Origin of the sequence: Streptomyces sp. 71268 (assembly GCF_029392895.1) — a bacterium.
Classification (GTDB): domain Bacteria; phylum Actinomycetota; class Actinomycetes; order Streptomycetales; family Streptomycetaceae; genus Streptomyces.
Window position 1 is genome coordinate 2,753,967 of the sequence record NZ_CP114200.1, and the last position, 26,342, is coordinate 2,780,308.

Here is a 26,342-nt window from a genome sequence, read left to right on the forward strand (position 1 = left end):
TAATCACGCGACGCCAAGCCGAAGGAGCGCGAGGACCGATGTCGGGCACCGTGACGATGTACAGCACCTCCTGGTGCGGCTACTGCCGCCGTTTGAAGGGCCAGATGGACCGCGAGGGAATTGCGTACACCGAGATCAACATCGAGCAAGACCCGGAGTCGGCGAAGTTCGTGGAGCAGGTGAACAACGGCAACCAGCTCGTTCCGACCGTGCTGTTCCCGGACGGCTCGGCCCTCGCCAACCCGTCGTTGGCGCAGGTGAAGCAGAAGATCGGCGCCTGATCGCGCGCTCGTAGCCGGCCCGGTTCGACGTGGTGCCGGCGCGCGTGCCCGGATCGCCGGGGTGCCCCCACGGGGGTGCCCCGGCGATCCGCGTTCAGCGCGGGGGAAGAGGCCCGGGCCGGCCGCGGCGGGCGGCCAGGCGGGTCAGGGGGTCAGCGGCTTGCCGTACCAGAGTTCGATCAGCCGGCCGGCGATGGAGATGCCGTACGGCGGGAGCATCTCGCCCGACTCGTAGGCCGCGCGCAGCTCGTCGCGGGAGAACCAGCGGGCCTCGTGGATCTCCTCGCCGTCCACCTGGATCTGTGAGGTGGTGGCGCGCGCCATGAAGCCGAGCATCAGGCTGGACGGGAAGGGCCAGGGCTGGCTGCCGACGTACTCGACGTCGCCGACGGTCACGCCGACCTCCTCCGCCACCTCGCGGACGACGGCCTGCTCGATGGACTCGCCCGGTTCGACGAAGCCGGCCAGCGTGGAGAAGCGGCCCTCGGGCCAGTGCACCTGGCGACCGAGGAGCGCGCGGTCCTGGTCGTCGGTGACCAGCATGATCACCGCGGGGTCGGTGCGCGGGTAGTGCTCGGCGCCGCAGGCCGGGCAGCGGCGGATGTGGCCGGCCGCGGCGATGACGGTCCGCTCGCCGCAGCGCGAGCAGAAGCGGTGCAGCCGCTGCCAGTTCTCCAACGCGACGGCGTGCACCAGCAGGCCGGCGTCCCGCTCGGAGAGCAGCGCGCCCGCCTCGCGCAGCCCGGCCGGGCGCGCCGACTGATCGATGCGGCCGGGCAGCGCGTCCTTCTGGAGCGCGAAGTAGCGCACGCCGTCGGCGTCGGTGCCCAGGAAATAGCGGTGGGTCTCGGTGACGGGGGCCTCGAAGGCCGGCGTCATCACCAGTTCCGTGCGGCCGTCGGGGGTGTCGTCCACCAGGGCCTGGCCGCCGGAGACCACGAAGACGCGGGTGGTGGGGTGGCTCCAGGCGGCGGCCAGCCACGCCTCGTCCAGCCGGTGGTGGGCCGCGCGGTCCACGCCGCTCGGGGCCGTGAGCGGGATCGAGTGGCCGTTGGGTCGTTCGGTCCAGGTGGTCACGTTACTTCCAACTCCCCCTATGTGAACGGTTCATGGCTGTGCTCTCTTCCCGGCTCGGCGAAACGTTCTGGCGCGGCGCGCGTGTGTCCCCGGGCCGCCCCGGCCCCGGCCCACACCGACCACGCGCGCGGTCCCGGCCGCGCCCCGGTCCCGACCTGGCCGCGCGGCCCGCGCGAGCGCCTCGGCCCCACGTTCCGGGCGGCGCCCCCGGTCCCGCCCGGGGCCCCCGCGCCCCGTGCGACCGGGCGCCGGCCCGCTACCCGGCCACCGGCACCTTCCAGTGTTCGGCGAGGTCGGCCCAGAGGTAGGCGGCGCTCTCGACGCCCTTCATCAGGAGGTCCAGCTCGACCTTCTCGTTCGGGGCGTGCCAGCCGTCTGACGGCACCGAGATGCCCAGGAACAGCACGGGCGCGTCCAGCACGTCGCGCAGGTCGGCCGCCGGGCCCGAGCCGCCCTCGCGGGTGAAGCGCACCGGCTTGTCGAAGGCGCGGCCCATGGCCCGTACGACCGAACGCAGCGCCGGGTGGTCGAGCGGGGTCAGGCAGGGGCGGGTCGCGCCCCAGAAGGTGATCTCGTGCCGGATGCCGGCGGGCAGCCGCCCGGCCACCCACTCCCGCACCGCCTGCTGGATCTTCTCCGCGTCCTGTCCCTCCACCAAGCGGAAGGACAGCTTGAGCTGGGCGCTGGCGGGGACGATGGTCTTGCCGCCCGGCCCCTGGTAGCCGCCGCCGATGCCGTTGACCTCGGCGGTCGGCCGGGCCCAGACGCGCTCCAGGGTGGAGAACCCGGCCTCGCCGAAGGTGGCGTGCGAGTGCGCCGTGCGCAGCCACCGCGCCTCGTCGAACGGCAGCTCGGCGAAGAGTTCGCGCTCGCGGTCGGTCAGCTCCACCACCCCGTCGTAGAAGCCGGGGATGGCCACCCGCAGGTCCGCGTCGTGCAGCCCGGCGGCGAGCCGGGCGGCCTCCATGGCCGGGTTGGGGACGGCGCCGCCGAAGGAACCGGAGTGGATGTCCTGGTCAGGCCCGTACAGATCGATCTGGCAGTCGGCCAGGCCGCGCATCCCGGTGCAGACCGTCGGGGTGTCGGCGGACCACATGCCGGTGTCGGAGACGATCACCGCGTCGCAGCGCAGTCGGTCGGCGCGGGAGCGGATGAGGTCGGGGAAGTTCGGCGACCCGGACTCCTCCTCGCCCTCGATGAGCAGCTTGAGGTTGACGGCGGGCGCGCTGCGGCCGGTCGCGGCCAGGTGCGCGCGGACGCCGAGCGTGTGGAAGAGCACCTGTCCCTTGTCGTCGGCCGCGCCCCGCGCGTACAGCTTGCCGTCGTGGACCCGCGGCTCGAACGGCTCGCTGTGCCAGCCGTCCTCCAACGCGGCGGGCTGGACGTCGTGGTGGCCGTAGACCAGCACGGTGGGCGCCTCGGGGTCCCCGGACGGCCACTCGGCGAAGACCGCGGGGGCGCCCTCGGTCTCCCAGACCTCCGCCGTCACGAAACCCGTGGCCAGCAGCTTGTCCACCAGCCACTGGGCGCTGCGCCGGACGTCGCCGGCGCGGCCGGGGTCGGCCGATACGGAGGGGATGCGCAGCCATGCGGCGAGGTCGTCGAGGAACGCGGCACGGTGGGCTTCGACATAGGCGCGGACAGCGTCGTCCGGGGTGGTGCTCATGATGACGAGCCTATCCGCCCCGGGCGGCCCGGCTCGCCACGGTTCCGCGCCCCCGCGCACGGCCTCGCTCACCCTCCGCGCCCGCCCGTTTCCGCCCTGTTTCGCCCCTTGATCACCCGCTCCCGGCGGCCGGTGGCTCCGCGCGTGCCCGCCGTGGCCGGTGGTCACGCGTCGGGGCGCGGGCCGTGGGGCGGGGCGGGCTCGTCGCCGAGCAGCACGCGTTCGATCTCGGCCCGGCCGGGGAGCGGGTGCGGCCGCACGATGTCGCCGGTGCGGACGTAGAGGAAGGTGGCCGTGACGGCGGACAGCGGCAGGCCGTGCTGCTCGGCCCAGGCCAACCGGTACACGGCGAGCTGGAGCGGATCGGCGTCCTGCGCCCGGTTCGTCTTCCAGTCGACGATCTCGTACGTGTACGGGTGCGCCGCCGCCTCGTGCGGGGTCTCGTCGTACCGGGCCCCGCCGTGAGCGGACCCCTCGTGCGCGGTCTCGTCGTGACCGGTCTCACCGTGTCCGGTCTCGTCGGGCGCGACCGGCTCGGGGGTGGCCTCGGTGCCGGTGCCGGTCCCTGGGGCGGGGGCGCGGTAGCGGTAGACCGCGTCGATCCGGCCGCGGACCACCCGGCCGGCGAGCGTGAGCTGGAACGGCGCCTCGACGCGGTACGGCGTGCGCCGGGCGTACGGGGTGCGGTTGAACGCCTCCTTGAGCGCCTCCAGGTCTCCCCCGTCGTCGTCCGGTTCGCCGTACTCGTCCGCGCCCGGCAGGTCGTCCGGGCCGAGCAGGGGCAGCGGCAGGGCCTCGAACCGCGACTCGACCCAGGCGTGGAAGCGGGTGCCCCGGCGCGCCGCGGGCCTGGGCGGGCGCGGCATGGGGCGGGCCAGCTCGCGGGCGAAGCCGTCCGGGTCGGCGGCGAGCCGGAGCAGTTGGGTGGCGCTCAGCGCGGCGGGGACGAGCACGTCGCGCACGGTCGCGCGGGCCCGGCGCAGTTCGCCGGCGAGCGCGTCGAGGTCCCGGTCCCAGGACGCGGCGAGCCGGGCCTCCTCGGGCAGCAGCCGCCCACCCACCGGCTCCCCGGTCCGACCGGCGGCCGCGTCGTCGTACGGGTCGGTGCCGTACGGATCGGAGTCGTACGGATCGGAGTCGTACGGGTCGGTGCCGTACGGGTCGGCGTCGTCGGTGGGGGCGGCCGGTGGGGGCGTGCCGCGCTCCGGAGCCGGGGGCCGGGCGGCGGGGTGGCGCGCGTCGTGGCCGGACGGGGCCTCCGGGCCGGGGCCCGGGGCAGCGTCCGCGTGGGTCGGGGCGGCCTGCCGTACGAGGTGGGCGCGGACGGCCTCGGCCGCGCGGCGGCGGTGGGCCAGCGCCGTCGGGTCGAGCGGCAGCGGCCAGGTCCGGTCGGCGCGCGCCGTCGGGTCCTGGTCGTGCTCCGGATCCGGGTCGCGCAGCGCCGGGTTCTCCTCGCCCGGCTCCGGCGCGGGCGCCCAGGACTCGATCTCGCTGTCGCCCGCCTCGCAGTGCTCCCGCAGCGCCTCCAGGAAGGCGGACGGGCCGCGCGGCTTCTTCTGCGAGGGGCCCCACCAGTGGCCGGAGCCGAGCAGCAGGGAGCGGGGGCGGGTGAAGGTCACGTAGCCGAGGCGGAGTTCCTCGGTGCGCTGGTGCTCCTTCATCGCGGCCTTGAACGCGTTCAGCCCCCTGGCGTCCCAGCTCGCCACCGTGGGCAGGGTGTCGGCGTCGCCGCGCAGCGCGTGCGGCAGCACTCTGGCGCTGGCCGTCCAGGACTCGCGGGACTGTTCGCTCGGGAACGTCTTCGCGACCAGACCCGGCACCGCGACCACGTCCCACTCCAGCCCCTTGGACTTGTGCGCGGTGAGCACCTTCACCGTGTTCTCGCCGCCCGGGAGCGCGTTGTCCAGGCCCTTCTCGTACTGGGCGGCCGTGCGGAGGAAGCCGAGGAACGCCGGCAGCGTGGGCTCGCCCTCCAGCGCGGACGCGCCGCCCTGGCGGGTGGCGAACCCGGCGGCGACGTCCAGGAAGTTGCCGAGCGTCTCGCGGCGCCGGGCGGCCAGCGCGTGCGGCGACGCGGAGAGTTCCACCTCAAGGCCGGTCACCGTGAGGACGCGGTGCAGTACGTCCATGAGTGGGTCGCCGAGGGAGCGGCGCAGTTCGCGCAGTTCGGCGGCGAGCCGGGCGAAGCGGACGCGGGCCTGCGGGGAGAACGGCAGGTCGTGCGCCGCGTCGGCCCGGGCCCGGTCGGGGCCCGGGTCCCCAATGTGGTCCGCGTCCTGGCCGTGGTCGTGGCCTTGGTGCTGGTCGTGGTCGTGGCCCTGGTCGGGGTGGGCCGCGGCCGGGGTGTCGAGGACGAAGGTGTCGAGGGCGTCGGCCAGCGAGATGGCCTCGGCCGGGTCCACGCCCTCGACGGCCTCGGCCAGCCGGCGGTCGGCGTCCTGGTCGGGGCTCTCGTGGTCGCGCCGTACGAGGGAGCGCGCGCGGCGGCCGAGCAGCGCCAGGTCACGCGCCCCGATGCGCCAGCGCGGGCCGGTGAGCAGTCGTACCAGGGCCGCGTTGGCCGTCGGGTCCTGGAGCACCTCGCACACGGCGACCAGGTCGGCGACCTCGGGCAGGTGCAGCAGCCCGGACAGGCCCACCACCTCCACCGGGACGTCCCGGCTGACCAGCGCGGCGTGGATCTCGGCGAAGTCCACGGCCGTACGGCACAGCACCGCGATCTCCCCCGGTTCGGTGCCCGTACGCACCAGGTGGGCTATGGAGTCCGCGAGCCAGGCCATCTCGTCGGCGTGCGTGGGCAGCAGCGCGCAGCGCACCAGGCCGTCGCGCTCGGCGCCGGGCGCCGGGCGCAGCGCCTCCACGCCCGCGTGCCGGGCGCGCAACGGGGCCGCGAGCCGGTTGGCGAGCGCGAGCAGCCGGCCGCCGCTGCGCCGGTTCTCGCTGAGCGCGAACCGCTCGGCCGGGCCGCCCCGTACCGCCCCCGGGGCCTCGGCGGTGGGGGCGTCGGTGAGGGAAGGCGGACCGTCGGCGTGGGCGGGGCGGGTGGCCGCGCGGGGGAAGTGCTCCGGGAAGTCGTCCAGGTTGGCCACGGAGGCACCGCGCCAGCCGTAGATCGCCTGGCACGGGTCGCCCACGGCGGTCACGGCGTGCCCCACGCCCTCGCCGACTCCCCGCGCGCCCGGCGCGCCGTCACCCGGCGGCACCCGCTCGCCCGCCGGCACCCGCTCGTACGACGACGCCTGCTCACCCGGCGACGCTTGCTCGCCCGCGCCGAACAGGCTCGACAGCAGGAGCCGCTGGGCCACCGAAGTGTCCTGGTACTCGTCGAGGAGGACGACCGCGAACTCCGCGCGCAGCGCCCGGCCGACCTCGGGGTGGTTACGCGCCAGGGTCGCCGACAGGGCGATCTGGTCGCCGAAGTCGAGCAGGTCGAGGCGGCGCTTCTCGGCGCGGTAGCGGCCGACGAGGTCAAGCAGTTCGAGCCGGGCCCGGGCCGCGTCGGGCACCTTGCGCAGGTCGTCGTTGCTGAGCTTGACGGCGTCGAGCGCGGCGAGAAGCTCCGTGTCGTGCTCCCGCAGTCGCTCGACCGGGACCAGGTGCTCGGCCAGTTCGCCGTCCAGGGCGAGCAGGTCGGTCACCAGGTCGGCGAAGGAGCGGGTGAGCGCCGGATAGGGGCCGGGGGCGGTGCGCAGCACGCGCGCGGCGAGCTGGAACCGGGTGGCGTCGGCGAGCAGTCGCGCGCCGGGCTCGACGCCGATCCGCAACCCGTGGTCCTTCAGCAACTGCCCCGCGAACGCGTGGTACGTGGAGATCCGCGGCTCACCCGGAACCTCGTCCTCCGTACCGGCCAGGCCCGTTGCACCGGCCGGGGCTCCCCCGCCGCCCGGCTCGCCGACGCCGGCCCGCAGCAGCGCCTTGCGCACCCGCTCGGCCAGCTCGCCGGCCGCCTTGTTGGTGAAGGTCAGCCCCAGCACCTGCTCGGGCGCGACCTGGCCGGTGCCGACCAGCCAGACCACGCGCGCGGCCATCACCGTCGTCTTGCCGGAGCCGGCACCGGCCACGATCACCTGGGGGGCCAGCGGCGCGGTGACGCAGGCCATCTGCTCCGGGGTGAACGGGATGCCGAGCAACTCCTTGAGCTGCTCGGGGTCGGTGAGGTGTGCTGACACCCCAGTGAGGCTAATGCCCCGCACTGACAGGCCCCGCCGCATCGCGTCCCGCGCATCGGCGGCCGTGCGCCGCCTCCGGCCGGGCCCGCGCACCGCTCCTGCCCAGCCGCCGGGCGGCCGACGCCGTACCGCCCGCGCCTCGGCGCACCCACCCCGCACCGCACGCCCCGGCGCCACCCGAGTGACCAGAACCACCATCGCCGCACCGTGGGCGCTCCCGTGCGCGAGGAGCCGCCGCACGCCCACGCGAGCGCCGTACCCCCGCGCCCTGTACGCCTCCGCGCAGAGACAGCGCCAGACCCAGGCCCGGCCCCACGGCCGCCGGCCCGGGCGTGCCCCCGCGCGGTCACTCGACCACGTGGCGGCCCTCCGGGCGGGCGCCGCAGGAGGCGCGGAAGGCGCAGCGGTTGCAGTGCTCGCCGGTGGTCGGGGCGAAGCGCTCGTCGAGGACGCGGCCCGCCGCCGTGGCGAGCAGCTCGCCCACCCACTCCCCCGCCTCCCCGGCGTCCGTGGGCGTCGTAAGCGACTCCTGCGCCTGCACCTTCGGCAGCGCGTCGCCGCCCTCCTTGCGGGGCGCGCCCTGACGCAGCTGGACCAGTTCCGCGCCGCCGGGCTCCGGGCGGGCGCCGTCGAACAGGTCGTCCACCGCGCCCGCGCGCACCGCGAGCTGGTAGACGGCGAGCTGCGGGTGGTGGGCCACGGCGTCGCGGGTGACGGTCTGCTTGCCGGTCTTGAAGTCCACCACGTACGCGCGGCCCTCCGCGTCCGTCTCCACCCGGTCCATGGAGCCACGGATGCGTACCTGGTAGGCCGCCACGTCGAGGGTCACGTCGAAGGCGTGCTCGCTGCCGACGACGGTGCGCCCGCCGCGCTCCATCACGTGCCAGCGCAGGAAGCGTTCCAGCGCGGCGCGCGCGTTCTCCTTCTCCTGCCGCGACTTCCACGGCGCGTCGAAGGCCAGCGCGTCCCACACCGAGTCGAGCCGTTCCATCAGCACCGCGAGGTCGGCGGGGGTGCGGCCGGAGGCCACCTCGTCCGCGAGCACGTGCACGACGTTGCCGAAGCCCTGCGCCGCGGTGGACGGCGGCTCCGCCTTCACCTCACGGCCCAGGAACCACTGGAGGGAACAGGTGTTGACCAACTGGTCGAGCGCGCTGCCCGACAGGGTCACCGGCGCGTCCCGGTCGCGCAGCGGCGCCTCGGCGCGCGTGCGCTCCTCCAGGCCCCACCAGCGGTACGGGTGCGCCGCCGGCACCAGCGGGTGGCCCTCCTCGTCGCGCAGCGCCGCGAGCCGGGCCAGCCGCTGGGCGGCGGCGTCCCGCAGCGCCTCCGAGGCGGTCGGGTCGACGGTCGTGGCGCGCAACTCCGCGACGAGCGCGGAGACCGACAGCGGGCGGCGCGGGCGGTGCAGCACGTCCACCGGCTCCACGCCCAGTTCGGTCAGGAACCGCGACGGCTGGTCGCCGTCGTCGGCGGGGGCCCGCACGGCGGTCACCACCAGCCGCTCGCTGGCCCGCGTCGTGGCCACGTAGAACAGCCGCCGCTCCTCGGCCAGCAGCGCGCCGGGCGGCATCGGTTCGGCGATCCCGTCCCGGCCGATCCGGTCCGCCTCCAGGAGCGAACCCCGGCGCCGCAGGTCGGGCCACAGGCCCTCCTGCACGCCCGCGACGACCACCAGGCGCCACCGCAGGCCCTTGGAGCGGTGCGCGGTCAGCAGCCGCACGGCGTCGGGCCGCACCGCGCGGCGGGCCAGCGTGTCGGCGGCGATGTCCTGGGCGTCCAGCTCTTCGAGGAAGTTGAGGGCGCCACGGCCGCCGGTGCGCTCCTCCGCGCGCGCGGCCGTCTCGAACAGGGCGCACACCGCGTCCAGGTCCCGGTCCGCGTTGCGCCCCGCGGCCCCGCCGCGCCAGGCGGCGCGCTCCAGGCGCTGCGGCCACGGCGTGCCGTCCCACAGGCACCACAGGGCCTCCTCGGCGGTGCCGCCGCCGGCGAGCAGCTCGCGCGCCTTGCGCAGCAGCAGGCCGAGCCGCTGCGCGCCCCGCGCGTACGCCGGGTCGTGCGCCACGAGGCGCTCCGGCTCGGCCAGCGCCTCGGCGATCAGCACGTCGGAGGGGCGGGGTACGGCGCGCCCCGCGGCCCGCTCCTCGTCGCGCAGCGCCCGACCGAGGCGGCGCAGGTCGGCCGCGTCCATGCCGCCCAGCGGCGAGCCGAGCAGCGTGAGCGCGGTCTCCACGGAGAGCCAGCCGGTGCCGGGGCTGGCCACCGAGGCGGCCTCGGGGTCTGCGCCGGGGCCGGTGTCCGGAGTGGCGTCGGGCTCGGGGCCGGTGTCGGGCCCGGTGTGGGGGGCGGCGCCGGCGCGCGCGGGGGGCGTCGGCTCCGCACCCGGCCGGGGCTCGCCCGGTTCGGGCCCGGGCTCGGGCTCAGGCGCCGGTGCGGGCGCCGGGCGTTGGTGCGGCAGGTGCGGGCCCTGGTCGGGGCGCTGGGCCAGCACCGCCGTCGCTGCCGCGCGCAACGCGGTGAGCAGCGGCGCTACGGCCGGTTCGGTGCGCAGCGGGATGTCGTCGCCGTCGACCTCCACCGGCACCCCGGCGGTGGTCAGCGCGCGGCGCACGCCCGGCAGCGCCCGCGCGCCGGCGCGCACGAGCACGGCCATCTCGCTCCACGGCACCCCGTCCTCCAGGTGCGCGCGGCGCAGGATGTCGGCGACGTTGTCCAGCTCGGCGTTGGCCGTGGGGTACGTGTACGCCTCCACCCGGCCGCCGTCCCGGGCCGCCGTCAGGCCCCGGTGGGCGCGGGCGACGGCGGCCGGCAGCCGGAACAGCGGCATCCGGGCGGCCAGCGCCCGGGTCGCGGCCACCAGACGCTCGCGCGTGCGGTGGCAGGTGGCGAGCACGGCGACGTCGGCGGGCCGCCCGTCGGGGCGCGGGAAGGTGGCTGGGAAGTCGAGGATGCCGCCGACGTCCGCGCCACGGAAGGCGTAGATCGACTGGTCGGGGTCGCCGAACACGACCAGCGCGGTGCGCTCCGCCGCGCCCCGGCCACCGTCGCCCCGCGCACCGCCACCCTGGGCACCCCGCGCGCCACCCCGCACGGCGCCGCCGCGGGCGACCACGCCGCCGGCCAGCGCGCGCAGCAGCCGCACCTGGGCGACGTCCGTGTCCTGGTACTCGTCCACGTAGATCGCGTCGTAGGTGCCCGCCAGTTCGGTCGCCACCTCCGGCCGCCCGGCGAGGAGCACGGCGCGGTGCACCAGTTCCGCGTAGTCGAGCACGCCCTGCGCGTCGAGTACGTCCAGGTACTCGGCGAGGAAGTCGGCGGCGGCGCCCCAGTCGGGCCGGCCGGTGCGGGCGGCGAACGCACCGAGCGCCTTCGGGCCCAGACCCAGTTCGCGGCTGCGGGCCAGCACCGCCCGTACCTCGTCGGCGAAGCCACGGGTGGTCAGGCAGGCGCGCAGCTCGTCGGGCCAGCGCACCGCGGCCCGGCCCGCGCCCTCCAGCTCGGCCTGGCCGGCCAGCAGGTCGCGCACCACCACATCCTGCTCGGGGCCGGACAGCAGGCGCAGCGGGTCGGCGAACAGGTCGGCGTCCTGGTGGGCGCGGACCAGCGCGTAACAGAACGAGTGGAAGGTCGTCGCCCACGGCACCGCCACGCCGCCCACGCGCACGGCGAGTCGGTCGCGCAGGGCCACCGCCGCCTTGCGGCTGAAGGTCAGCACGAGGACGCGCTCCGGGTCGGTGCCCCGGCGTACGCGGGCGGCCACGGCCTCCACGAGCGTGGTCGTCTTCCCGGTGCCGGGCCCCGCCAGCACGAGCAACGGCCCGCCCGCGTGGTCAACCACGGCGCGCTGCCGGGCGTCCAGCACAGGAGGGGTGGCCGCCCCGGGGGGCGTACGCACCAGTCGGTAGCCGCCGGGGCCGGCGGCGCCGGGCGGCTCGAACGGGCCGGCGGCGTACGGCGCGTACCCGCGGGTCGCGGTGGCGGCGGGCGCCTCGGGCGCCGCGCCGGCCGACCGGGTCGCGGCGGGTGGCGCCGCCGCCTCGTGGCCGGGGTGCGGGGCGGGCGAGTCCATGGGCGACCCCGACCGCGGCCCCGGGGGCGAGTGTCGCGCTGGCGACGCCGGCCCGCGCCGGGGATGGGACGAGGAGGAGGAACTCACGTGGATCGCCGGTCCTGGTGGTTGTGCTGGGTGCCTTGCGGCCGTACGACGGATGGGGTCAAGCCGGGCCGGATCGCCGCCCGGGTGGGTCCGCAACCGGCCCCGGCGCGCCCGGCCCCGGTGGGGGCGCGCCGGGTGCTGGCCGGGGCGCGCCGGGCGGGGGCCGAGTGGTGAGGGCCGCCCCAGACGCTACGCCAGTGCCCGCGCCGGGCGCAGCGCCCGGCGCGCGGCGCCGGGTCGCCCCGTGGCCTCCCCCGGTCCACCCGCCCGTCACGCGCGGGACGCCTGACCCACCGGCCGGGCGCCGCCCGTCGGCCCGTCTTTCGGCGGCTGACCGGGCCACACCGCGCGCCACCGGGCGTGACTCCGGGCCCGGATCACGGGCGACGGCGGCAGGTGTCGGAGGCGGCGAAGGTGACGCATCCGACACCACCGCGTCCGACACCACCGCGGGCTCCACCCACACGAGCGCGCCCACGGCCGGGGCCGCTGGCGCGGCCGTCCCGCGCGGGCTCGCGGCGCCGGTCGGGCGGGGCGAGCCGACCACACGGGCGCCGGGCTTGCGGGCTCTTGTCCCGAACACGCCCGAGATGCCGCGTACGGGCGCGCCGCCCGGGGCCCCGGGCCGACGGTGGCGCACGCCGCGCGCCGTGGGTGGTGGCGGCAGCGCCCCGGAGTTCTCACGCCCGGTCGCCGGGCGGCGGCGGATTGCCGTCCCAGCGAGCCCGGCGCATGTCGACGCGGGGCAACGCGCCACCGGAGCGCGCCGCTCCACGGCCCCGACCAGCGCCGCGACGGGCCGTGCCCGGCCCGTCGGCACCGTCGGCCGGCTCGCTCTCGGGGGCGGGCCTGGCGCGCGCCGCCTCGCGCAGCGGCGTGCCCTCCGCCCGGTACCGGGCCAGCGCGCGCCGCTCGTGGCCGGGCAGCAGCGCGCCGTCCGCGCGCACCACGCGCCACCACGGCACCGCCGACCCGTACAGCGCCATCACGCGGCCGACCTGGCGCGGGCCGCCCACGCCACGGCCGCCGCCACCGGCCACCGGCGGCGCCTGCGGGTCAAGCTCCTCGGCCAGCCACTCTGCGACGTCGCCATAGGTCATCACCCGGCCGGGCGGAATCCGCTCCGCGACCGCCAACACCCGTTCGGCGTAGTCGGGGAGTTCGTCCGGCTCGGTTCGTTCCTCGCTCTCGCGGCTCATCCGCCTCATCCTGCCGCACCCCACCGACAGCCGGCCCCCGATATCACGCACTGTGCACGGCCGTGCTACGGGGCGTACCATCCGTATCTCGCGACCTCGAAGTACCCCCTGATGCCGTCCCCGGCCCAGCGGCCATGCCACCATCTTCCGGGCGGTGACAGGTGATACGAGATCAAGAAGAGACGACTGAGATGCAGGGTGCGCAGCCTCCGGAAGAGGACAGCGCCCCCGCCGCGCTGCCTCGCCCCGACGACTCCGACGACGCCGACACGGCCGAGAACGACGCCGACGCGGCCGGGAAACCCGACCGCGAGCGTTCCACGGGTGCCTCCGCCCCCGCCGAAGGCGCCCCTTCCGGCCCCGAGGGTGAAGCGCCGGCCGGCGCGCACCGCTGCGAGGACGGTGACCTGCACGCGGACCAAGTCTCCGGCGACGAACCGCTGCTTCCCGCCCGCGTGCACCGGCCCTCCGACCTGGTCAAGCTGGTACTCGGGGTGCTCGGCATCGCGCTCGTGCTGGCCGCCGCCGCCTTCGCCCACGGCACCACCGCGGGCCTGGAGAAGGACATCGGCAAGGGCGCCCGGCAGGCGCCCGACCTGCTGATCGAGTTCGCCGGCCTGGCCTCCAGCGTCGCCGTGCTCATCCTCCCGGTGGCCTTCGCCATGGAGCGGCTGATCAAGCGCGACGGGCTGCGGATCGCCGACGGCGTGCTCGCCGCCGTCCTCGCCCACGGCGTGTCGCTGGCCACCGACCTGTGGGTGGCCCGCTCGGCGCCCGACTCGGTGCGCGAGACGCTGACGCAGCAGTCCCCGGGCGGCGCGTTCTCCGACCCCGTGCACGGCTACCTCGCCCCCGTCATCGCGTACATGACGGCCGTCGGCATGGCCCGCCGGCCGCGCTGGCGCGTGGCCATGTGGGTGGTGCTGTTCCTCGACGCCTTCGCCGTCCTCGTCGGCCGCTACACGACGCCCTTCTCCATCCTGGTCACGGTGCTGATCGGCTGGACCGTCGCGTACGGCACGCTGTACGCGGTCGGTTCGCCCAACGTGCGGCCCACCGGGCAGCACCTGCTGCTCGGCCTGCGCCGGGTCGGGTTCAGCCCGGTCAGCGCGCTGCGCTGGGACGAGGGGGCCAGCGGCGAGCAGCCGCCCAACGCCGACCGGGGCCGCCGCTACCTGGTCACCCTGGAGGACGGTCCACCACTCGACGTCACCGTCGTGGACCGCGAGCAACAGGCCCAGGGCTTCTTCTACCGCACCTGGCAACGGCTCGCGCTGCGCTCCATCACCCAGCGCCGCGGCCTCCAGTCGCTGCGCCAGGCCCTCGAACAGGAGGCGCTGCTCGCGTACGCGGCCATCGCCGCCGGGGCGAACGCGCCCAAGCTCATCGCCACCTCCGAACTCGGGCCCGACGCGGTGATGCTGGTCTACGAGCACACCGGCGGCCGGACCCTCAACGCGCTCCCGGACGAGCGGATCACCGACGAGTTGCTGGAGGGCGCCTGGCGCCAGGTGCGGGCGCTCCAGTCGCGGCGGATCGCGCACCGCAGGCTGGAGGGCGACGCCATCCTGGTGGATCGTTCCGGCCGGGTGATCGTCTCGGACCTGCGCGGCGGCGAGATCGCGGCCGGTGACGTGGTGCTGCGGATGGACATCGCGCAGTTGCTCACCACCCTCGCGCTGCGGGTGGGCGCCGAGCGGTCGGTGGCCGCCGCGGTCGACGTCATCGGCCCGGACGCCGTCGCCGACAGCCTGCCGCTGCTCCAGCCGCTGGCCCTCAACCGCGTCACCCGGGCCACCCTGCGCCACCTCGGGCGCGAGCGCGCCGACCGCGAGCGCGAGGCGGTGCTCGCCGCGGCCCGCACCGAGAAGGAGGCCCGCGAGGCGGAGGCCGCCGCGGTCCGGGAGCAGGTCGACGCCCAGCCGCTGGACCGCAGGGCGCGCAAGGCGCTCAAGGCGGAGAAGCACGCCGAGAAGCAGGCCGAGAAACGGGCCATCGACGAGGCGCTCGAAGAGGCCCGCGAGGAGGACCTGCTCTCACAGATCCGGCAGCAGGTGCTGTTGGTGCGCCCGCAGGCGCCGATAGAGCCGGTCCGCCTGGAGCGCATCAAGCCGCGCACCCTGGTCAGCTTCTGCGCGGGCGCGTTCGCCGCGTACTTCCTGCTCTCCCAGTTCACCCACATCAAGCTGGGCCAGGTGGTCGGCGAGGCCAACTGGGCGTGGGTGGCGATCGCCCTGTTCTTCTCGGGCCTGACCTACGTCTGCGCGGCGATCAGCCTGCTGGGCTTCGTGCCGGAGAAGGTGCCCTTCGGGCGCACCGTGTTGGCGCAGGTCGCGGCGTCGTTCGCGAAGCTGGTCGCCCCGGCGGCCGTCGGCGGCGTCGCGTTGAACACGCGCTTCCTGCAACGCGCCGGGGTGCGCCCCGGGCAGGCGGTCGCCAGCGTCGGCGCCTCGCAACTCTTCGGCCTGGCCAGCCACGTGATCCTGCTCGGCACCTTCGGGTACATCACCGGCACCGAGCGCACCCCGACCCTCTCGCCGTCCCGTACGGTCATCGCCGGGCTGCTGACGGCGGCGGTGCTCGCGCTGGTGGTGACGGCCGTACCGGCGCTGCGCAGGTTCGTCTCCACGCGGGTGCGGTCGCTGTTCGCCGGGGTCATCCCGCGCATGCTGGACCTGCTCCAGCGCCCGCAGAAGCTGTTCGCCGGCGTCGGCGGGATGCTGCTGCTCACGGCCGCGTTCGTGATGTGCCTGGACTCCTCGATCCGGGCCTTCGACGGCGACCTCAGCTACGCGAGCATCGCCGTCGTCTTCCTCGCCGGCAACGCCCTGGGCTCCGCGGCGCCCACGCCCGGCGGTGTCGGCGCGGTCGAGGCGGCGCTCATCGCCGGCCTGACCTTCGCCGGCCTCCCGTACGACACGGCGGCCCCCGCGGTCCTGCTGTTCCGGCTGATGACCTTCTGGCTGCCGGTCCTCCCCGGCTGGCTCTCCTTCTCCTACCTGACCCGCAAGGAAGCGCTGTAGGCGACGGCGTACCCCCGGCCGCGCACGCCACCGGCCGGGGGTACGTTCGCGCGCGTCAGGCAGCGGCGCGCAGGTGCTCGCGCGCCCACGCCTCAAGGGTGGTCAGGGGTATGCCCAGCTCCCGGGCGAACTCCGGGCGCGCGGGCTGCGGGTGTTCGTTGAGGATGGCCTGTCCGAACCCGGCGTCGGGCATCCCGGCCTCGGTCGCCTCCTGTTCGGTCAACTCGGGCACCGCCAGCTCGACGCCGAGGCCCCGGGAGAGGACCCGGGCGATCTCCGTCACCGTGCGCCGGTCGCTGGCCAGCTCCAGTTCGACCCCGGCGAACCGCTCCGGCGCGGTCACGGCCGCGGCGGCGGCCGCGCCGATGTCCGCGACCGCGACCAGGGCCACCCGGGTGGCGGGACGCAGCAGTGTCACGAGGCCGCCCTCGACCCCTCGGGGGAAGACGATTCCCGCGGCCGGGAGCAGGTTCTCCATGAAGAAGCAGGGCTTGATGAGCGTCCAGCGCTCGAAGCCCGCCGCGCGCACCCGGTCCTGGATGCCGGCCTTGGCCGCGTAGTAGGGCTCCATCCAGGCCCAGCGGCCCGCCAGCCACGCGGCGTGCTGGCCGGCCCCGGACACGGAGGTGTGCACGAACTGCGGCACGCCGGCGGCCCGCGCGCCCTCGATCAGGTTGACCGCGTGTTCCACCTCGCCGGCGAAGCCGCGCCCGGCCAGGTCGGGCAGTTGGACGGAGAAGACGGCGCGAGCTCCCTCGGCGGCCCTGGCCACCGAGTCGCGGTCGTCGAGGTCGCCGGTGACGAGTTCGGCGCCGAGCGCGCGGACGGCGCGCGCCCGCTCGCTCGCGGGGTCGCGGACCAGCGCTCGGACGGGGACGCCGGCGGCCAGCAGGGCACGGGCGGTGGCGCCGCCCTGTCGGCCGGTGGCTCCGGTGACCAGGACGGGGGTGGTGTCGGCGGACATGACGCTCCTCGGTAGGGGCACACACAGCTAAATGGCGAGGCCCGCCATTTATGCTTCGGTACGATACGGAGGCCCCCACCACTTAGCAATCTCGGAGATGACGCCATGACCGGCCAGCGCGCGGACGCCCGGCGCAACTACGCGCGGATTCTCGCCGTGGCCGAGCAGGAGGTCGCCGCGCACGGCGCCGACGCCTCCCTGGAGCGGATCGCCCGCATCGCGGGGGTCGGCTCGGCCACCGTGCGCCGGCACTTCCCCGGCCGGCGCGCGCTGTTGGAGGCCGTGTTCGGCGAGCGGATCGCGGCCCTGGTCGCCCGGGCCGCCGAGCTGACCGAAGCGGCCGACGCGCGGGCCGCGCTCCTTGAGTGGCTGGGCGCCCTCACGACGTACGCGGCCTCCGCCCGGGGCATGGCCGACGCGCTGGTCCAGGACGGGCTGACCGCTCCCGAGGAGGTGGAGGACTGCTCGGCCAAGCTCGCCACGGCGGTCGAGCCGCTGGTGCGGCGGGCCGCCGCGACCGGCGGCCTGGCGCCGGACGTGACCGCGGCCGACCTGCTCACGCTCGTCACGGGCATCGCCCTGGCCACCGAGCGCCACCCGGACCCGGCCGCCGAGGCGCGGCGACTGCTCGGCCTCGTCGTGGCCGGGGTCAGCCCCGCGCGCTGACCGCCTGGCCGACGCCGCTCGGCCCCGCGTCCCGGCCGGCGGCGCTCCCGCCCGCTCGCCCCGGCGCCCCGCTCACCCGTCCGGCGCGCTGTGCGGGCAGCGGCCGGCGCCAGTGCGGACGATGGGCAGCAGCCGCACCGCGCACCGCCGCCCGGTGCGCCCACGCGAGAGGACGGCCATGCCCCGAGCGACCCGACCGGGCCCCCGCCGCGCGTCCGCCGGGGCCACGCGGCCGGCGCCCGCGACGGCACAGGGCCAGCGCGGCGGCCGGCTCGCGGGGCGGACGGACGGGGCGGAGCGGCCGGAGCAGCCGCGGCGACAGGGCCGGGCGCGGCGGGTGTGGCAGGTGAGCCGAGCGAGGCGGTCGGGCCACGGCGGGTCGACCTGGCCCCTGGCCCTGGCCCTGCTCCTGGTCGGCGGGGCCCTCGCGGGCTGCGGGGACGGCGGGGGCGAGGAGCACCCGACGTCCCTGGCGCGACAGAAGCTCGCCTGGGGACGGTGCCCGGAGCCGGCCGATGGCGAGGAGGGCGCGGGCACCCCGGCGCCGGGCCCGCCCTGGGAGTGCGCCACGCTGCGCGCGCCGCTGGACCACGCCGAGCCGCGCGGCGAGACCATCGACATCGCCCTCATCCGCGCCCCGGCCACCGACCGGGCGCGCCGGATCGGCTCGCTGGTCTACAACTTCGGCGGCCCCGGCGGCTCCGGCGTCAGCGCCCTGCCGGCCTTCGCCGAGGACTACCGCGACCTGCGCACCCGTTACGACCTGGTCAGCTTCGACCCGCGCGGGGTCGGCCGCAGCAGCGGGGTGCGCTGCCTGAGCGACGCGGACCTGGACGCGTACCACGCCGCCGACACCACCCCGGACGACGCCCGCGAGACCCGGGCCCTGGAGACCCGCAAGCGCGAGTACGCCGCGGGCTGCGAGGAGCGCTCCGGGAAGGTGCTCGCGCACGTCGGCACCGTCAACGCCGCCCGCGACATGGACCTGATGCGGCGCGTGCTCGGCGACGCCAGGCTGCACTACTTCGGCGTCTCCTACGGCACCGAACTCGGCGGCGTCTACGCCCACCTGTACCCGCGCCGGGTCGGCCGGGCCGTGTTCGACGCCGTCGTGGACCCGGGCCAGGACCCGGTGAGCGGCGCCCTGGGGCAGGCCAGGGGGTTCCAGCGGGCGCTGGAGAACTACCTGCGCGCCTGCCCCGCCGACGCGGACGACTGCCTGACCGGCGAGGAGATCACCGCGCTGCTCCGCCGGCTGGACCGCGACCCGCTGCCCGGCGCCGGTGGTCGGACCCTGACCCAGTCGCTGGCCAGCGACGGCATCGCGCAGGCGCTGTACACCGAGGACTTCTGGGAGTACCTGACACAGGGGCTGCGCGACGCGGCCGACGGGGACGGCACGACGCTGCTCGCCCTCGGCGACCTGATGAACGGGCGCGGCGAACAGGGCCGCTACAGCACCCTGCAGTCCGCCCTGACCGCCATCACCTGCGCCGACTACCGACAGCGCTACACGGCGGCGGACGTGCGAGCGCGGCTGCCGGAGTTCCGCGCGGCGTCCCCGGTCTTCGGCGAGTACCTGGCCTGGGGCCTGCTCCAGTGCCGGCACTGGCCCACGGCCGGCACCTGGCGCACCCCGGACGTGCGCGCCCCCGGCGCCGCCCCGATCCTGGTCGTCGGCACCACCGGCGACCCGGCGACGCCGTACGAGGGGGCCCGGCGGATGGCCCGCGCGCTGGGCCCGGGCGTGGGCATCGAGGTGACGTACCGGGGCGAGGGGCACGGCGCGTACGGCGGCGGCAGCCGGTGCGTGCGGCGCACCGTGGACGCGTACCTGCTGGCGGGGACGGTGCCGCCCAGCGGGACGACGTGCTCGTGAGGCGCGGGTGACGGCGTGGCGGCACGGGGACGTCAGCGGTGCGGGAAGGGGCGTTTAGGATCGCTTTCCATGTCACGCCATATACGGAGCACGGCCCTGGCCTCAGCCGCTCTCATGATCGTGGTCGGCGCCACGGTGGCCGGATGCGGGGGCGGTGACGAGGAGGCGGGCGGCGAGCGGCGCGAGTCCTCCACCGGTACGCCGTTGCCTCCCGTACCGGTCGACCCCAACCTGCCGAAGCAGCTCACCGGTCAACAGGTGCAGTGGAAGGCGTGCGCGGCGCCGACGGTGCTCCAGGGCGGGGGCGAGAAGCCCGGCGACGCCTGGCAGTGCGGCACGCTCAAGGCCCCGCTGGACTACGCGAAGCCGGGGGGCGAGACCATCGACCTCGCCCTCATCCGCAAGCCGGCCGCCGAGACCGACCGGCGCATCGGCTCGCTCGTCTTCAACTTCGGCGGCCCCGGCGGCTCCGGCGTCGCCACCCTGCCCGACTTCGCCGAGGACTACACGCGCCTGGGCGAGCGCTACGACCTGGTGAGCTTCGACCCGCGCGGGGTCGGCGAGAGCGCCGGCGTCACCTGCACAAGCGACGCGGAGCGGGACGCGTCGGCCGAGGTGGACGGCACGCCCGACGACGCCGCGGAGCTGGAGCGGGGCCTGGCCGACTCGCGCGCGTACGCGGCGGCCTGTCAGCGCGCGTCCGGCAAGGTCCTGGCGCATGTGGACACCGAGAACGCCGCCCGCGACCTGGACCTGATGCGGCAGGTGCTGCGCGACCGCAAGCTGCACTACTTCGGCATCTCCTACGGCACCGAACTCGGCGGCACCTACGCCCACCTGTTCCCCAAGAACGTCGGCCGGGCCGTGCTGGACGCGGTCGTCGACCCGACCAGCGACACCAGGGCGGGCGCGCTCGCCCACGCGCGGGGCTTCCAGCGCGCCCTGGACAACTACCTGAAGGACTGCGCCGGCAAGGGCGCGAAGTGCCCGGTGGGCGACGACCCGGCCGAGGGGCGCGAGCTGATCGCGGCCCTGCTGGGGGCGTTGGACGGGGAACCGCTGCCGACCGACGACGGCGACCGCGAACTCACCCAGGGCCAGGCCCTCAGCGGCATCGCCACCGCGCTGTACAACAAGGAGAACTGGAAGTACCTCTCGCTCGGCCTCCAGGAGGCCATCGAGGCGGAGCGGGGCACGATACTGCTGGCGCTGGCCGACTCCATGGCGGGCCGCGACGAGAGCGGCCGCTACGACAACGGCCAGCCCGCCAACTCCGCCATCACCTGCCGGGACACGCGCCAGCGCTTCACCCCCGAGCAGGTGCGGGCCGAGCTGCCGGCCTTCCGCAAGGTCTCCCCGATCTTCGGCGAGTTCATGGCCTGGGGCATGCTCGGGTGCACCGACTGGCCGGTGCCGGGGTTGCGCGAGCACCCCGAGGTCAGCGCCCCCGGCGCGGCCCCGATCCTGGTCATCGGCACCACCGGCGACCCGGCGACGCCGTACGAGGGCGCGCGCACCATGGCCAGCGAACTCGGCGAGGGCGTCGGCGTCGAGCTGACGTACCGCGGCGAGGGGCACGGCGCGTACAACAGCGGCGACGAGTGCACGGTGCGCACCGTGAACGACTACCTCATCGACGGCACCGTGCCGCCGAACGGCACCACCTGCGGCTAGCGGTCGGCCGCCGCCAGCCCACCCAGCGCCGCGGGCAGTTCGCCCGTGTGCAGCACCCCGAGGCGCTGGGTGGCGCGGGTCAGCGCCACGTAGAGGTCGCTGACCGGGTAACCGGCCGGCTCCACGACGAGGACCGTGTCGAACTCCAGGCCCTTGGCCTGCCGCGGGTCGAGCAGCACCACCTCCCGGGTCAGATCGGGCGTGGGCCCGTGGCCCGCGTCCGGCAGCTCGGCGAGCAGCCCGGCGTGCAGCTCGGCCGGGGCGATCACCGCGACCCGGCCACCGGCCCGGGCCACCGCCGCCTGGCGCGCGACGGCCGCGGCCAGCTCCGCCGGTTCGGCGCGCAGCGCCCAGGGCCGCACCCCGGTGGAGCGCACCGACCCCGGCGCCTGGAACGCGGGGTCGTGCGCCCGCAGGAACGCGGCGGCCACCTCCATGATCTCGGCGGGCGTGCGGTAGTTGACGCCCAGCCGCACGTGCTCCCAGCGGTCGCCCACGTACGGCGCGAGGATGCGCTCCCACGAGCCGAGCCCGGCGGGGTCCGCCGTCTGGGCCGGGTCGCCGACCAGCGTCATGGAGCGCGTCGGCACCCGCCGCATCAGCAGTCGCCAGGCCATCGCCGACAGCTCCTGCGCCTCGTCCACCACGATGTGGCCGAACGCCCAGGTCCGGTCGGCCGCCGCGCGCTCGGCCGCGCTGCGGTGGTCGGCCTCCTCGTGCCGCTCGGCCATCCGCTCGGCGTCGATGATGTCGTGCGCCGCGAGCACCTCGGACTCCTCGTCCTCGAACTCGTACGTCTCCGAGCCCGCCGACAGCTCCAGCACGTTCTGCGCGTACGCGATCCGCTCCTGGCGCGCGGCCTCGGCCGCGGCGCGGGCCGCGCTGTCGTCCTCGCCGAGGAGTTCGGCCGCCTCGTCCAACAGGGGCACGTCGGCCTCGGTCCAGGCCCCGCCCTCGCGTCGGATCAGCGCGGCCGACGTCTCGTCCAGGTGGGTCGGCTCGGCGAGGAAGTCGGCGACGAACTCCTGCGGGGTGAGCGTCGGCCACAGTTCGTCGATGGCCGCGTGCACCTCGTGGCTGGTCGCGATCTCCTTGCCCAACTGGGCCAGGTCGTCGGGCCCGAGCAGGTTGGGCCCACCGAACGGGTCGGCGCCGATCCGCTCGGCCAGTTGCGCGGTGAGCGCGTCGATGACGTGGAAGGCGAAGGTGGGCCGGGCCAGGTTGTGCGGCAGTCGGCTCTCGCGGGCCCGCCAGCGCGCGTCCTCGGCCATGGCCCGGTCCAACTGGAGCGTCCCGTACCCCTCGTGGTCGACCTCCAGGGCCGACTCCGGCACGGTCTGCCGGTCCCGCAACGCCTTGGCCAGCACGTCGGCCATCGCGGCCCGCCCCTTGACCTCGGCGGCGGCCGGGCTGTCGGTGCCGGTGGCACGCACCCCGGGGAAGAGTTCGCCGAGGGTGGCCAGCAGTACGCCGGTCTCGCCGAGCGAGGGCAGCACGTCGCCGATGTAGCTCAGGAAGGCCGGGTTCGGGCCGACGATCAGCACGGCGCGGCGGGCCAGCAGCTCGCGGTGCTCGTACAGCAGGTACGCCGCCCGGTGCAGCGCGACGACGGTTTTGCCGGTGCCGGGGCCACCCTCGACGACCAGGACGCCCTGGTGCGGCGCCCGGATGATGCGGTCCTGCTCGGCCTGGATGGTACGGACGATGTCGTGCATCCGCCCGGTGCGCGCCGCGTCCAGCGAGGCCAGCAGCACCTCGTCGGCGTCGGCGCCCTCGTGGCCGGTGCGGGTCGGGTCCGCCAGGTCCATCAGCTCGTCGTGCAGCGCGGTGACGGTGCGCCCCTCGGTGCTGATGTGCCGCCTGCGCCGCAGGCCCATCGGGGAATGCCCGGTGGCCAGGTAGAAGGGCCGCGCGACATCCGCCCGCCAGTCGATTACCAAGGGTGTACGGGACGCGTCGTCCTGGCGAATTCCGATACGCCCGATGTGATGACTCCGGCCGTCCCGGAAGTCGAGGCGACCGAAACAGAGTCCGTTCTCCCCCGCGTTGATCGCACTGATCAGCCCGGCCTGCTCGGCCACCTGCACATCCCGCTCAAGCCTGGCCTGCAAACCGTTCCCCACCTGCACGAGCGCGGCCCGCATCGCCTCCTCGGCCTGCTCCCTGAGCTGATCGAGCCGGGCATAGAGGCCAGTGATGAATTGCTGTTCCTGCCGCATTTCCTCGGTTGACAATTCCACTCCCGACGCGTTATGCTTCCCGCAGATGACTTGAATTCGTGTTTCTCTTCAACGAAGACACGAAGAACCAAATATACGCAGAGATAAGCCCCGGATGTCAATTCATCCGGGGCTTATCTCTTTTCGCATACGCCGCCTCGGACGGTGGTGGAGGCGGTACGTGGGCGGCGCGGGCGACGGGCGGCGCGGCCCTCGGCCGGGCACGCGCCGGGGCCGGGTCCGCCGCCGGCTGACGGTGGACCCGGCCCCTGTGCCGCGTGCCGCTGACCGCGTGGCGCCGCCGTGGGTCGCGGGGCGCGCCGCGCGGTCAGTAGACCGGCTTCTCCGGCTCGATCTGGTGGACCCAGCCGATCACGCCGCCGCCCACGTGCACCGCGTCCGCGAAGCCCGCGGACTTGAGCACGGCGAGCACCTCGGCCGACCGGACGCCCGTCTTGCAGTGCAAGACGATCTTCTTGTCCTGTGGAAGGCCCTGCAGGGCGTCGCCCATCAGGAACTCGTTCTTCGGGACCAACCGGGCGCCGGGGATGGAGACGATCTCGTACTCGTTCGGCTCGCGGACGTCGATGATCTCGATGCCCTCGCCGTCGTCGATCCACTGCTTGAGCTGCTTGGGCGTGATGGTCGAACCCTGCGCCGCCTCCTGGGCCTCCTCCGAGACCACGCCGCAGAACGCCTCGTAGTCGATCAGCTCGGTGACCGTCGCGTTCGGACCGCAGACCGCGCAGTCGGGGTCCTTGCGGACCTTGACCTGGCGGTAGGTCATCTCCAGGGCGTCGTAGATCATCAGGCGGCCGACCAGCGGCTCACCGATGCCGGCGAGCAGCTTGATGGCCTCGTTGACCTGGATCGAGCCGATCGAGGCGCACAACACCCCGAGCACGCCGCCCTCGGCGCAGGAGGGCACCATGCCCGGCGGCGGGGGCTCCGGGTACAGGCAGCGGTAGCACGGGCCGTGCTCGCTCCAGAACACGGACGCCTGGCCGTCGAAGCGGTAGATCGAACCCCACACGTACGGCTTGTTCAACAGCACGCACGCGTCGTTGACCAGGTAACGCGTGGCGAAGTTGTCCGTGCCGTCCACGATCAGGTCGTACTGGGAGAAGATCTCCATCACGTTCTCCGCCTCAAGGCGGTCCTCGTGCAGCACGACGTTCACGTACGGGTTGATGCCAAGGACGGTGTCGCGGGCGGACTCCGCCTTGGAGCGGCCGATGTCGGCCTGGCTGTGGATGATCTGGCGCTGCAGGTTCGACTCGTCGACCTCGTCGAACTCCACGATGCCGAGCGTGCCGACACCGGCGGCCGCCATGTACATCAGGGCGGGCGAGCCGAGGCCGCCCGCGCCCACACAGAGCACCTTGGCGTTCTTCAGTCGCTTCTGCCCGTCCATTCCCACATCGGGAATGATCAGGTGACGCGAGTACCTGCGGACCTCGTCCACGGTGAGCTCGGCAGCCGGCTCGACCAGGGGTGGCAGCGACACGGGGAACTCCGTAGTTGATGGGAGCAGCGTTGTTCTTCTGGTAACACTGCCACGCGGTGTCTCATTCCGTGACACCAGGTCCGATGCGCGAGACGATTTCGTCCCAGTAGCCGGGCAGCGTCTCCCACGCGTCGGCCTGGCCGTGGCCCTGCCGGTCGGTGAAGTAGATGGTGCCCGCTCCCTGCCAGCGCGCGATGCGCAGCGCCTCGTCCAGATGCGTGCGGGGCACGCCGTGCACCAGGTGGCAGAACCGCTCGGGCGGGTGGTCGGCCGTCCACGCGGCGGCCTGCGACCACCGGTAGTCGGCCCACTGCCCGGAGAAGGTCACCAACTGGTCGGCGCTCTCCACGTAGCTCGGATGCGGGTGCGTGCCGTGCGCGAACACCAGGTACGCCGGCGCGCGCAGGGCGCGCAGGGTGGTCGCGATCCGGCGCACCTCGGCCAGGCCCGGCCGCTCGGTGGGACATCGATCCAGGTAGAAGCCGTCCACCTGGTACCACTCCAGGAAGCGGTGCGCGTCCGAGAGCAGTTCGCCGAACGGGCGGGTGCCGAACCGCACGTCGAGGTGGCCGAGCACCCGGCCGCGCGCCTCGTGTAGCCGGGCCGCCGCAGCCAGGCAGTGCGGGTCGGGGCGGGCGCCGGGCCCGCGCGCCACGTTGAGCACCGCCCAGTGCAACGGGGTGTACGGGCGGGCCAGTTCGGCCCACTCGGCCGGCGCCACCAGCGGGTGCGCGCAGCCGGGCACCCCGAAGCCGAGCCGGCCCGCCACCGCGCCGGGACGCCGGGTACCGGTGGAGGTCACATACGGCATGCCGCCTCCATCCAGATGTCGGCCAGGGATTCCTCCAGGCCGATCCGCGTCCGCCAGCCCAGCCGATCGCGCGCGGTACGCACGTCCGCCTGCTGCCAACTGCCACAACCGTCCGGGTAGACGTGCCCGACGGGCCCCGTCGGGTGGTCGGACCCGTGCTCGCCCCGGCCGTGCCCGGGGCCGTGGCCGGGCCCGCCCACGGGGCCGTGGCCGGCGCCGAGCGGCCCGTGTCCGCCGGCGTGCGCCAGGCCGGAGGGCTGGGCGGGGTGCGGCACGGAGCGCAGCGGGTGCGACCCGCCCTCCATGTCGTGCAACGCGCCGCCGAAGCCCGCCACCCGGGCCAGCACGGCGGCGGCGTCCCGCATCCGCACGGCGCGGCCGGTGCCGATGTTCACCACACCCTGGGCAGCCGACAACGATGCCGCGTGGACGGCCCGCGCCACGTCGCGTACGTCGACGAAATCGCGCTGCGCGCCGAGCCCGGGAAACCTCAGCTCGTTGTCGCCGGCCTGCATCGCGCGCCGCATGGTGTCGGCGAGCCGACCGAGCGGCGACCCGGGCGGCGTGCCGGGCCCGACCGGCGAGAACACGCGCAGCACGATGGCGTCGAGCCCGGAGCCGAGGACCAGCTCCGTCGCGGCCAGCTTGCTCACCCCGTACGGGCCGCCCGGGCGCGGAATGGCGTCCTCCGCGGTGGACGAGCCGGGCTGCGACGGCCCGTACTCCGCGGAGCAGCCGAGCTGCACCAGGCGCGCGCCGCAGCCGCTGCGCCGCAGCGACTCGCAGATGGTGGCGACGGCCACCGTGTTGTGCCGGGTCAGCTCCCGGGCGCCGCCGCGCGTCGTGCCCGCGCAGTTGATCACCACGCCGGGGTGGACGGCGTCCAGGAAGCGGGTCAGCGCCCCGGGGCTGCCGGTGGACAGGTCGAACCGGACGTCGGCCGCGTCGCCCCGGCCGAGTTCGGTGAGCTGCACCGCCGGGTCGGCGAGCAGATGGTCGGCGACGTAGCGCCCGATGTAACCACTGGAGCCGAGCAGGAGTACGCGCATCA

Annotated in this window: 15 protein-coding genes; 5 read left to right on the forward strand and 10 right to left on the reverse strand. The window is 75.4% G+C overall.

What is annotated here, in order from left to right; genetic code table 11:
• The first annotated feature begins 38 nt into the window (after window positions 1-38).
• Window positions 39-281 (forward strand): mycoredoxin, encoded by a 243-nt coding sequence (locus OYE22_RS10070; protein ID WP_176163963.1) that lies wholly within the window; start codon window positions 39-41, stop codon window positions 279-281.
• Between the two features lie 144 nt (window positions 282-425).
• On the opposite strand, the gene nudC is transcribed toward OYE22_RS10070, so the two are convergent.
• The 5 genes from nudC to OYE22_RS10095 form a co-directional block, all read right to left on the reverse strand.
• The gene (nudC, locus tag OYE22_RS10075; RefSeq protein WP_277320086.1) at window positions 426-1,358 is read right to left on the reverse strand and encodes an NAD(+) diphosphatase; all 933 of its coding nucleotides are present in this window, start codon (window positions 1,356-1,358) and stop codon (window positions 426-428) included.
• 256 nt (window positions 1,359-1,614) lie between these two features.
• Window positions 1,615-3,024 (reverse strand): dipeptidase, encoded by a 1,410-nt coding sequence (locus tag OYE22_RS10080; RefSeq protein ID WP_277320087.1) that lies wholly within the window; start codon window positions 3,022-3,024, stop codon window positions 1,615-1,617.
• Between the two features lie 164 nt (window positions 3,025-3,188).
• On the reverse strand, window positions 3,189-7,193 hold the full coding sequence (locus tag OYE22_RS10085) for a UvrD-helicase domain-containing protein (protein WP_277320088.1): 4,005 nt from the start codon (window positions 7,191-7,193) through the stop codon (window positions 3,189-3,191).
• Window positions 7,194-7,539: 346 nt separating this feature from the next.
• A complete protein-coding gene (locus OYE22_RS10090) occupies window positions 7,540-11,262 on the reverse strand; it encodes an ATP-dependent DNA helicase (protein WP_277320089.1) in 3,723 nt (1,240 codons plus the stop codon).
• Between the two features lie 767 nt (window positions 11,263-12,029).
• Window positions 12,030-12,557, reverse strand: coding sequence for an MGMT family protein (locus OYE22_RS10095; protein WP_277320090.1), 528 nt, complete (start codon window positions 12,555-12,557; stop codon window positions 12,030-12,032).
• Between the two features lie 182 nt (window positions 12,558-12,739).
• Between OYE22_RS10095 and OYE22_RS10100 the strand changes: the two genes are divergently transcribed.
• Window positions 12,740-15,571, forward strand: coding sequence for a lysylphosphatidylglycerol synthase domain-containing protein (locus OYE22_RS10100; protein ID WP_277320091.1), 2,832 nt, complete (start codon window positions 12,740-12,742; stop codon window positions 15,569-15,571).
• Between the two features lie 55 nt (window positions 15,572-15,626).
• Here the strand turns inward: OYE22_RS10100 and OYE22_RS10105 are convergent, their stop codons facing one another.
• Window positions 15,627-16,535, reverse strand: a complete 909-nt coding sequence (locus OYE22_RS10105) for an NmrA family NAD(P)-binding protein (protein ID WP_277320092.1) — start codon at window positions 16,533-16,535, stop codon at window positions 15,627-15,629.
• Window positions 16,536-16,640: 105 nt separating this feature from the next.
• Between OYE22_RS10105 and OYE22_RS10110 the strand changes: the two genes are divergently transcribed.
• The 3 genes from OYE22_RS10110 to OYE22_RS10120 all read left to right on the forward strand — a co-directional run bounded on the left by OYE22_RS10110 (window position 16,641) and on the right by OYE22_RS10120 (window position 20,754).
• A complete protein-coding gene (locus OYE22_RS10110; protein WP_277320093.1) occupies window positions 16,641-17,201 on the forward strand; it encodes a TetR/AcrR family transcriptional regulator in 561 nt (186 codons plus the stop codon).
• Window positions 17,202-17,547: 346 nt separating this feature from the next.
• Entirely contained in the window at window positions 17,548-19,080 is a 1,533-nt protein-coding gene (locus tag OYE22_RS10115) for an alpha/beta hydrolase (protein WP_277320094.1), read from the forward strand.
• Between the two features lie 69 nt (window positions 19,081-19,149).
• Entirely contained in the window at window positions 19,150-20,754 is a 1,605-nt protein-coding gene (locus OYE22_RS10120) for an alpha/beta hydrolase (protein WP_277320095.1), read from the forward strand.
• On the opposite strand, the gene OYE22_RS10125 is transcribed toward OYE22_RS10120, so the two are convergent.
• From OYE22_RS10125 to OYE22_RS10140, 4 genes are all read right to left on the reverse strand, one after another.
• Window positions 20,751-22,973, reverse strand: a complete 2,223-nt coding sequence (locus OYE22_RS10125; protein ID WP_277324074.1) for a UvrD-helicase domain-containing protein — start codon at window positions 22,971-22,973, stop codon at window positions 20,751-20,753. The two genes, OYE22_RS10120 and OYE22_RS10125, sit on opposite strands and share 4 nt — an antisense overlap.
• Window positions 22,974-23,301: 328 nt before the next feature.
• Window positions 23,302-24,480 carry an adenylyltransferase/sulfurtransferase MoeZ gene (gene moeZ / locus OYE22_RS10130; protein WP_187089337.1) on the reverse strand — a complete coding sequence of 393 codons (1,179 nt, stop codon included), beginning with the start codon at window positions 24,478-24,480 and terminating at the stop codon, window positions 23,302-23,304.
• Window positions 24,481-24,541: 61 nt separating this feature from the next.
• Entirely contained in the window at window positions 24,542-25,291 is a 750-nt protein-coding gene (locus OYE22_RS10135; protein ID WP_277320096.1) for a spherulation-specific family 4 protein, read from the reverse strand.
• The gene (locus OYE22_RS10140) at window positions 25,279-26,340 is read right to left on the reverse strand and encodes an NAD-dependent epimerase/dehydratase family protein (protein ID WP_277320097.1); all 1,062 of its coding nucleotides are present in this window, start codon (window positions 26,338-26,340) and stop codon (window positions 25,279-25,281) included. The genes OYE22_RS10135 and OYE22_RS10140 overlap by 13 nt, the downstream gene beginning before the upstream one ends.
• Window positions 26,341-26,342 lie beyond the last annotated feature (2 nt).

What these genes read in the sequence shown, in the direction of transcription:
- OYE22_RS10125 (WP_277324074.1), bottom strand. Translation starts at nt 22,973, where the DNA reads ATGCGGCAGGAACAGCAATTCATCACTGGCCTCTATGCCCGGCTCGAT.
- OYE22_RS10090 (WP_277320089.1), bottom strand. Translation starts at nt 11,262, where the DNA reads ATGGACTCGCCCGCCCCGCACCCCGGCCACGAGGCGGCGGCGCCACCC.
- OYE22_RS10110 (WP_277320093.1), top strand. Translation starts at nt 16,641, where the DNA reads ATGACCGGCCAGCGCGCGGACGCCCGGCGCAACTACGCGCGGATTCTC.
- OYE22_RS10095 (WP_277320090.1), bottom strand. Translation starts at nt 12,557, where the DNA reads ATGAGGCGGATGAGCCGCGAGAGCGAGGAACGAACCGAGCCGGACGAA.
- OYE22_RS10105 (WP_277320092.1), bottom strand. Translation starts at nt 16,535, where the DNA reads ATGTCCGCCGACACCACCCCCGTCCTGGTCACCGGAGCCACCGGCCGA.
- OYE22_RS10140 (WP_277320097.1), bottom strand. Translation starts at nt 26,340, where the DNA reads ATGCGCGTACTCCTGCTCGGCTCCAGTGGTTACATCGGGCGCTACGTC.
- OYE22_RS10135 (WP_277320096.1), bottom strand. Translation starts at nt 25,291, where the DNA reads ATGCCGTATGTGACCTCCACCGGTACCCGGCGTCCCGGCGCGGTGGCG.
- OYE22_RS10080 (WP_277320087.1), bottom strand. Translation starts at nt 3,024, where the DNA reads ATGAGCACCACCCCGGACGACGCTGTCCGCGCCTATGTCGAAGCCCAC.
- OYE22_RS10100 (WP_277320091.1), top strand. Translation starts at nt 12,740, where the DNA reads ATGCAGGGTGCGCAGCCTCCGGAAGAGGACAGCGCCCCCGCCGCGCTG.
- OYE22_RS10070 (WP_176163963.1), top strand. Translation starts at nt 39, where the DNA reads ATGTCGGGCACCGTGACGATGTACAGCACCTCCTGGTGCGGCTACTGC.
- OYE22_RS10120 (WP_277320095.1), top strand. Translation starts at nt 19,150, where the DNA reads ATGTCACGCCATATACGGAGCACGGCCCTGGCCTCAGCCGCTCTCATG.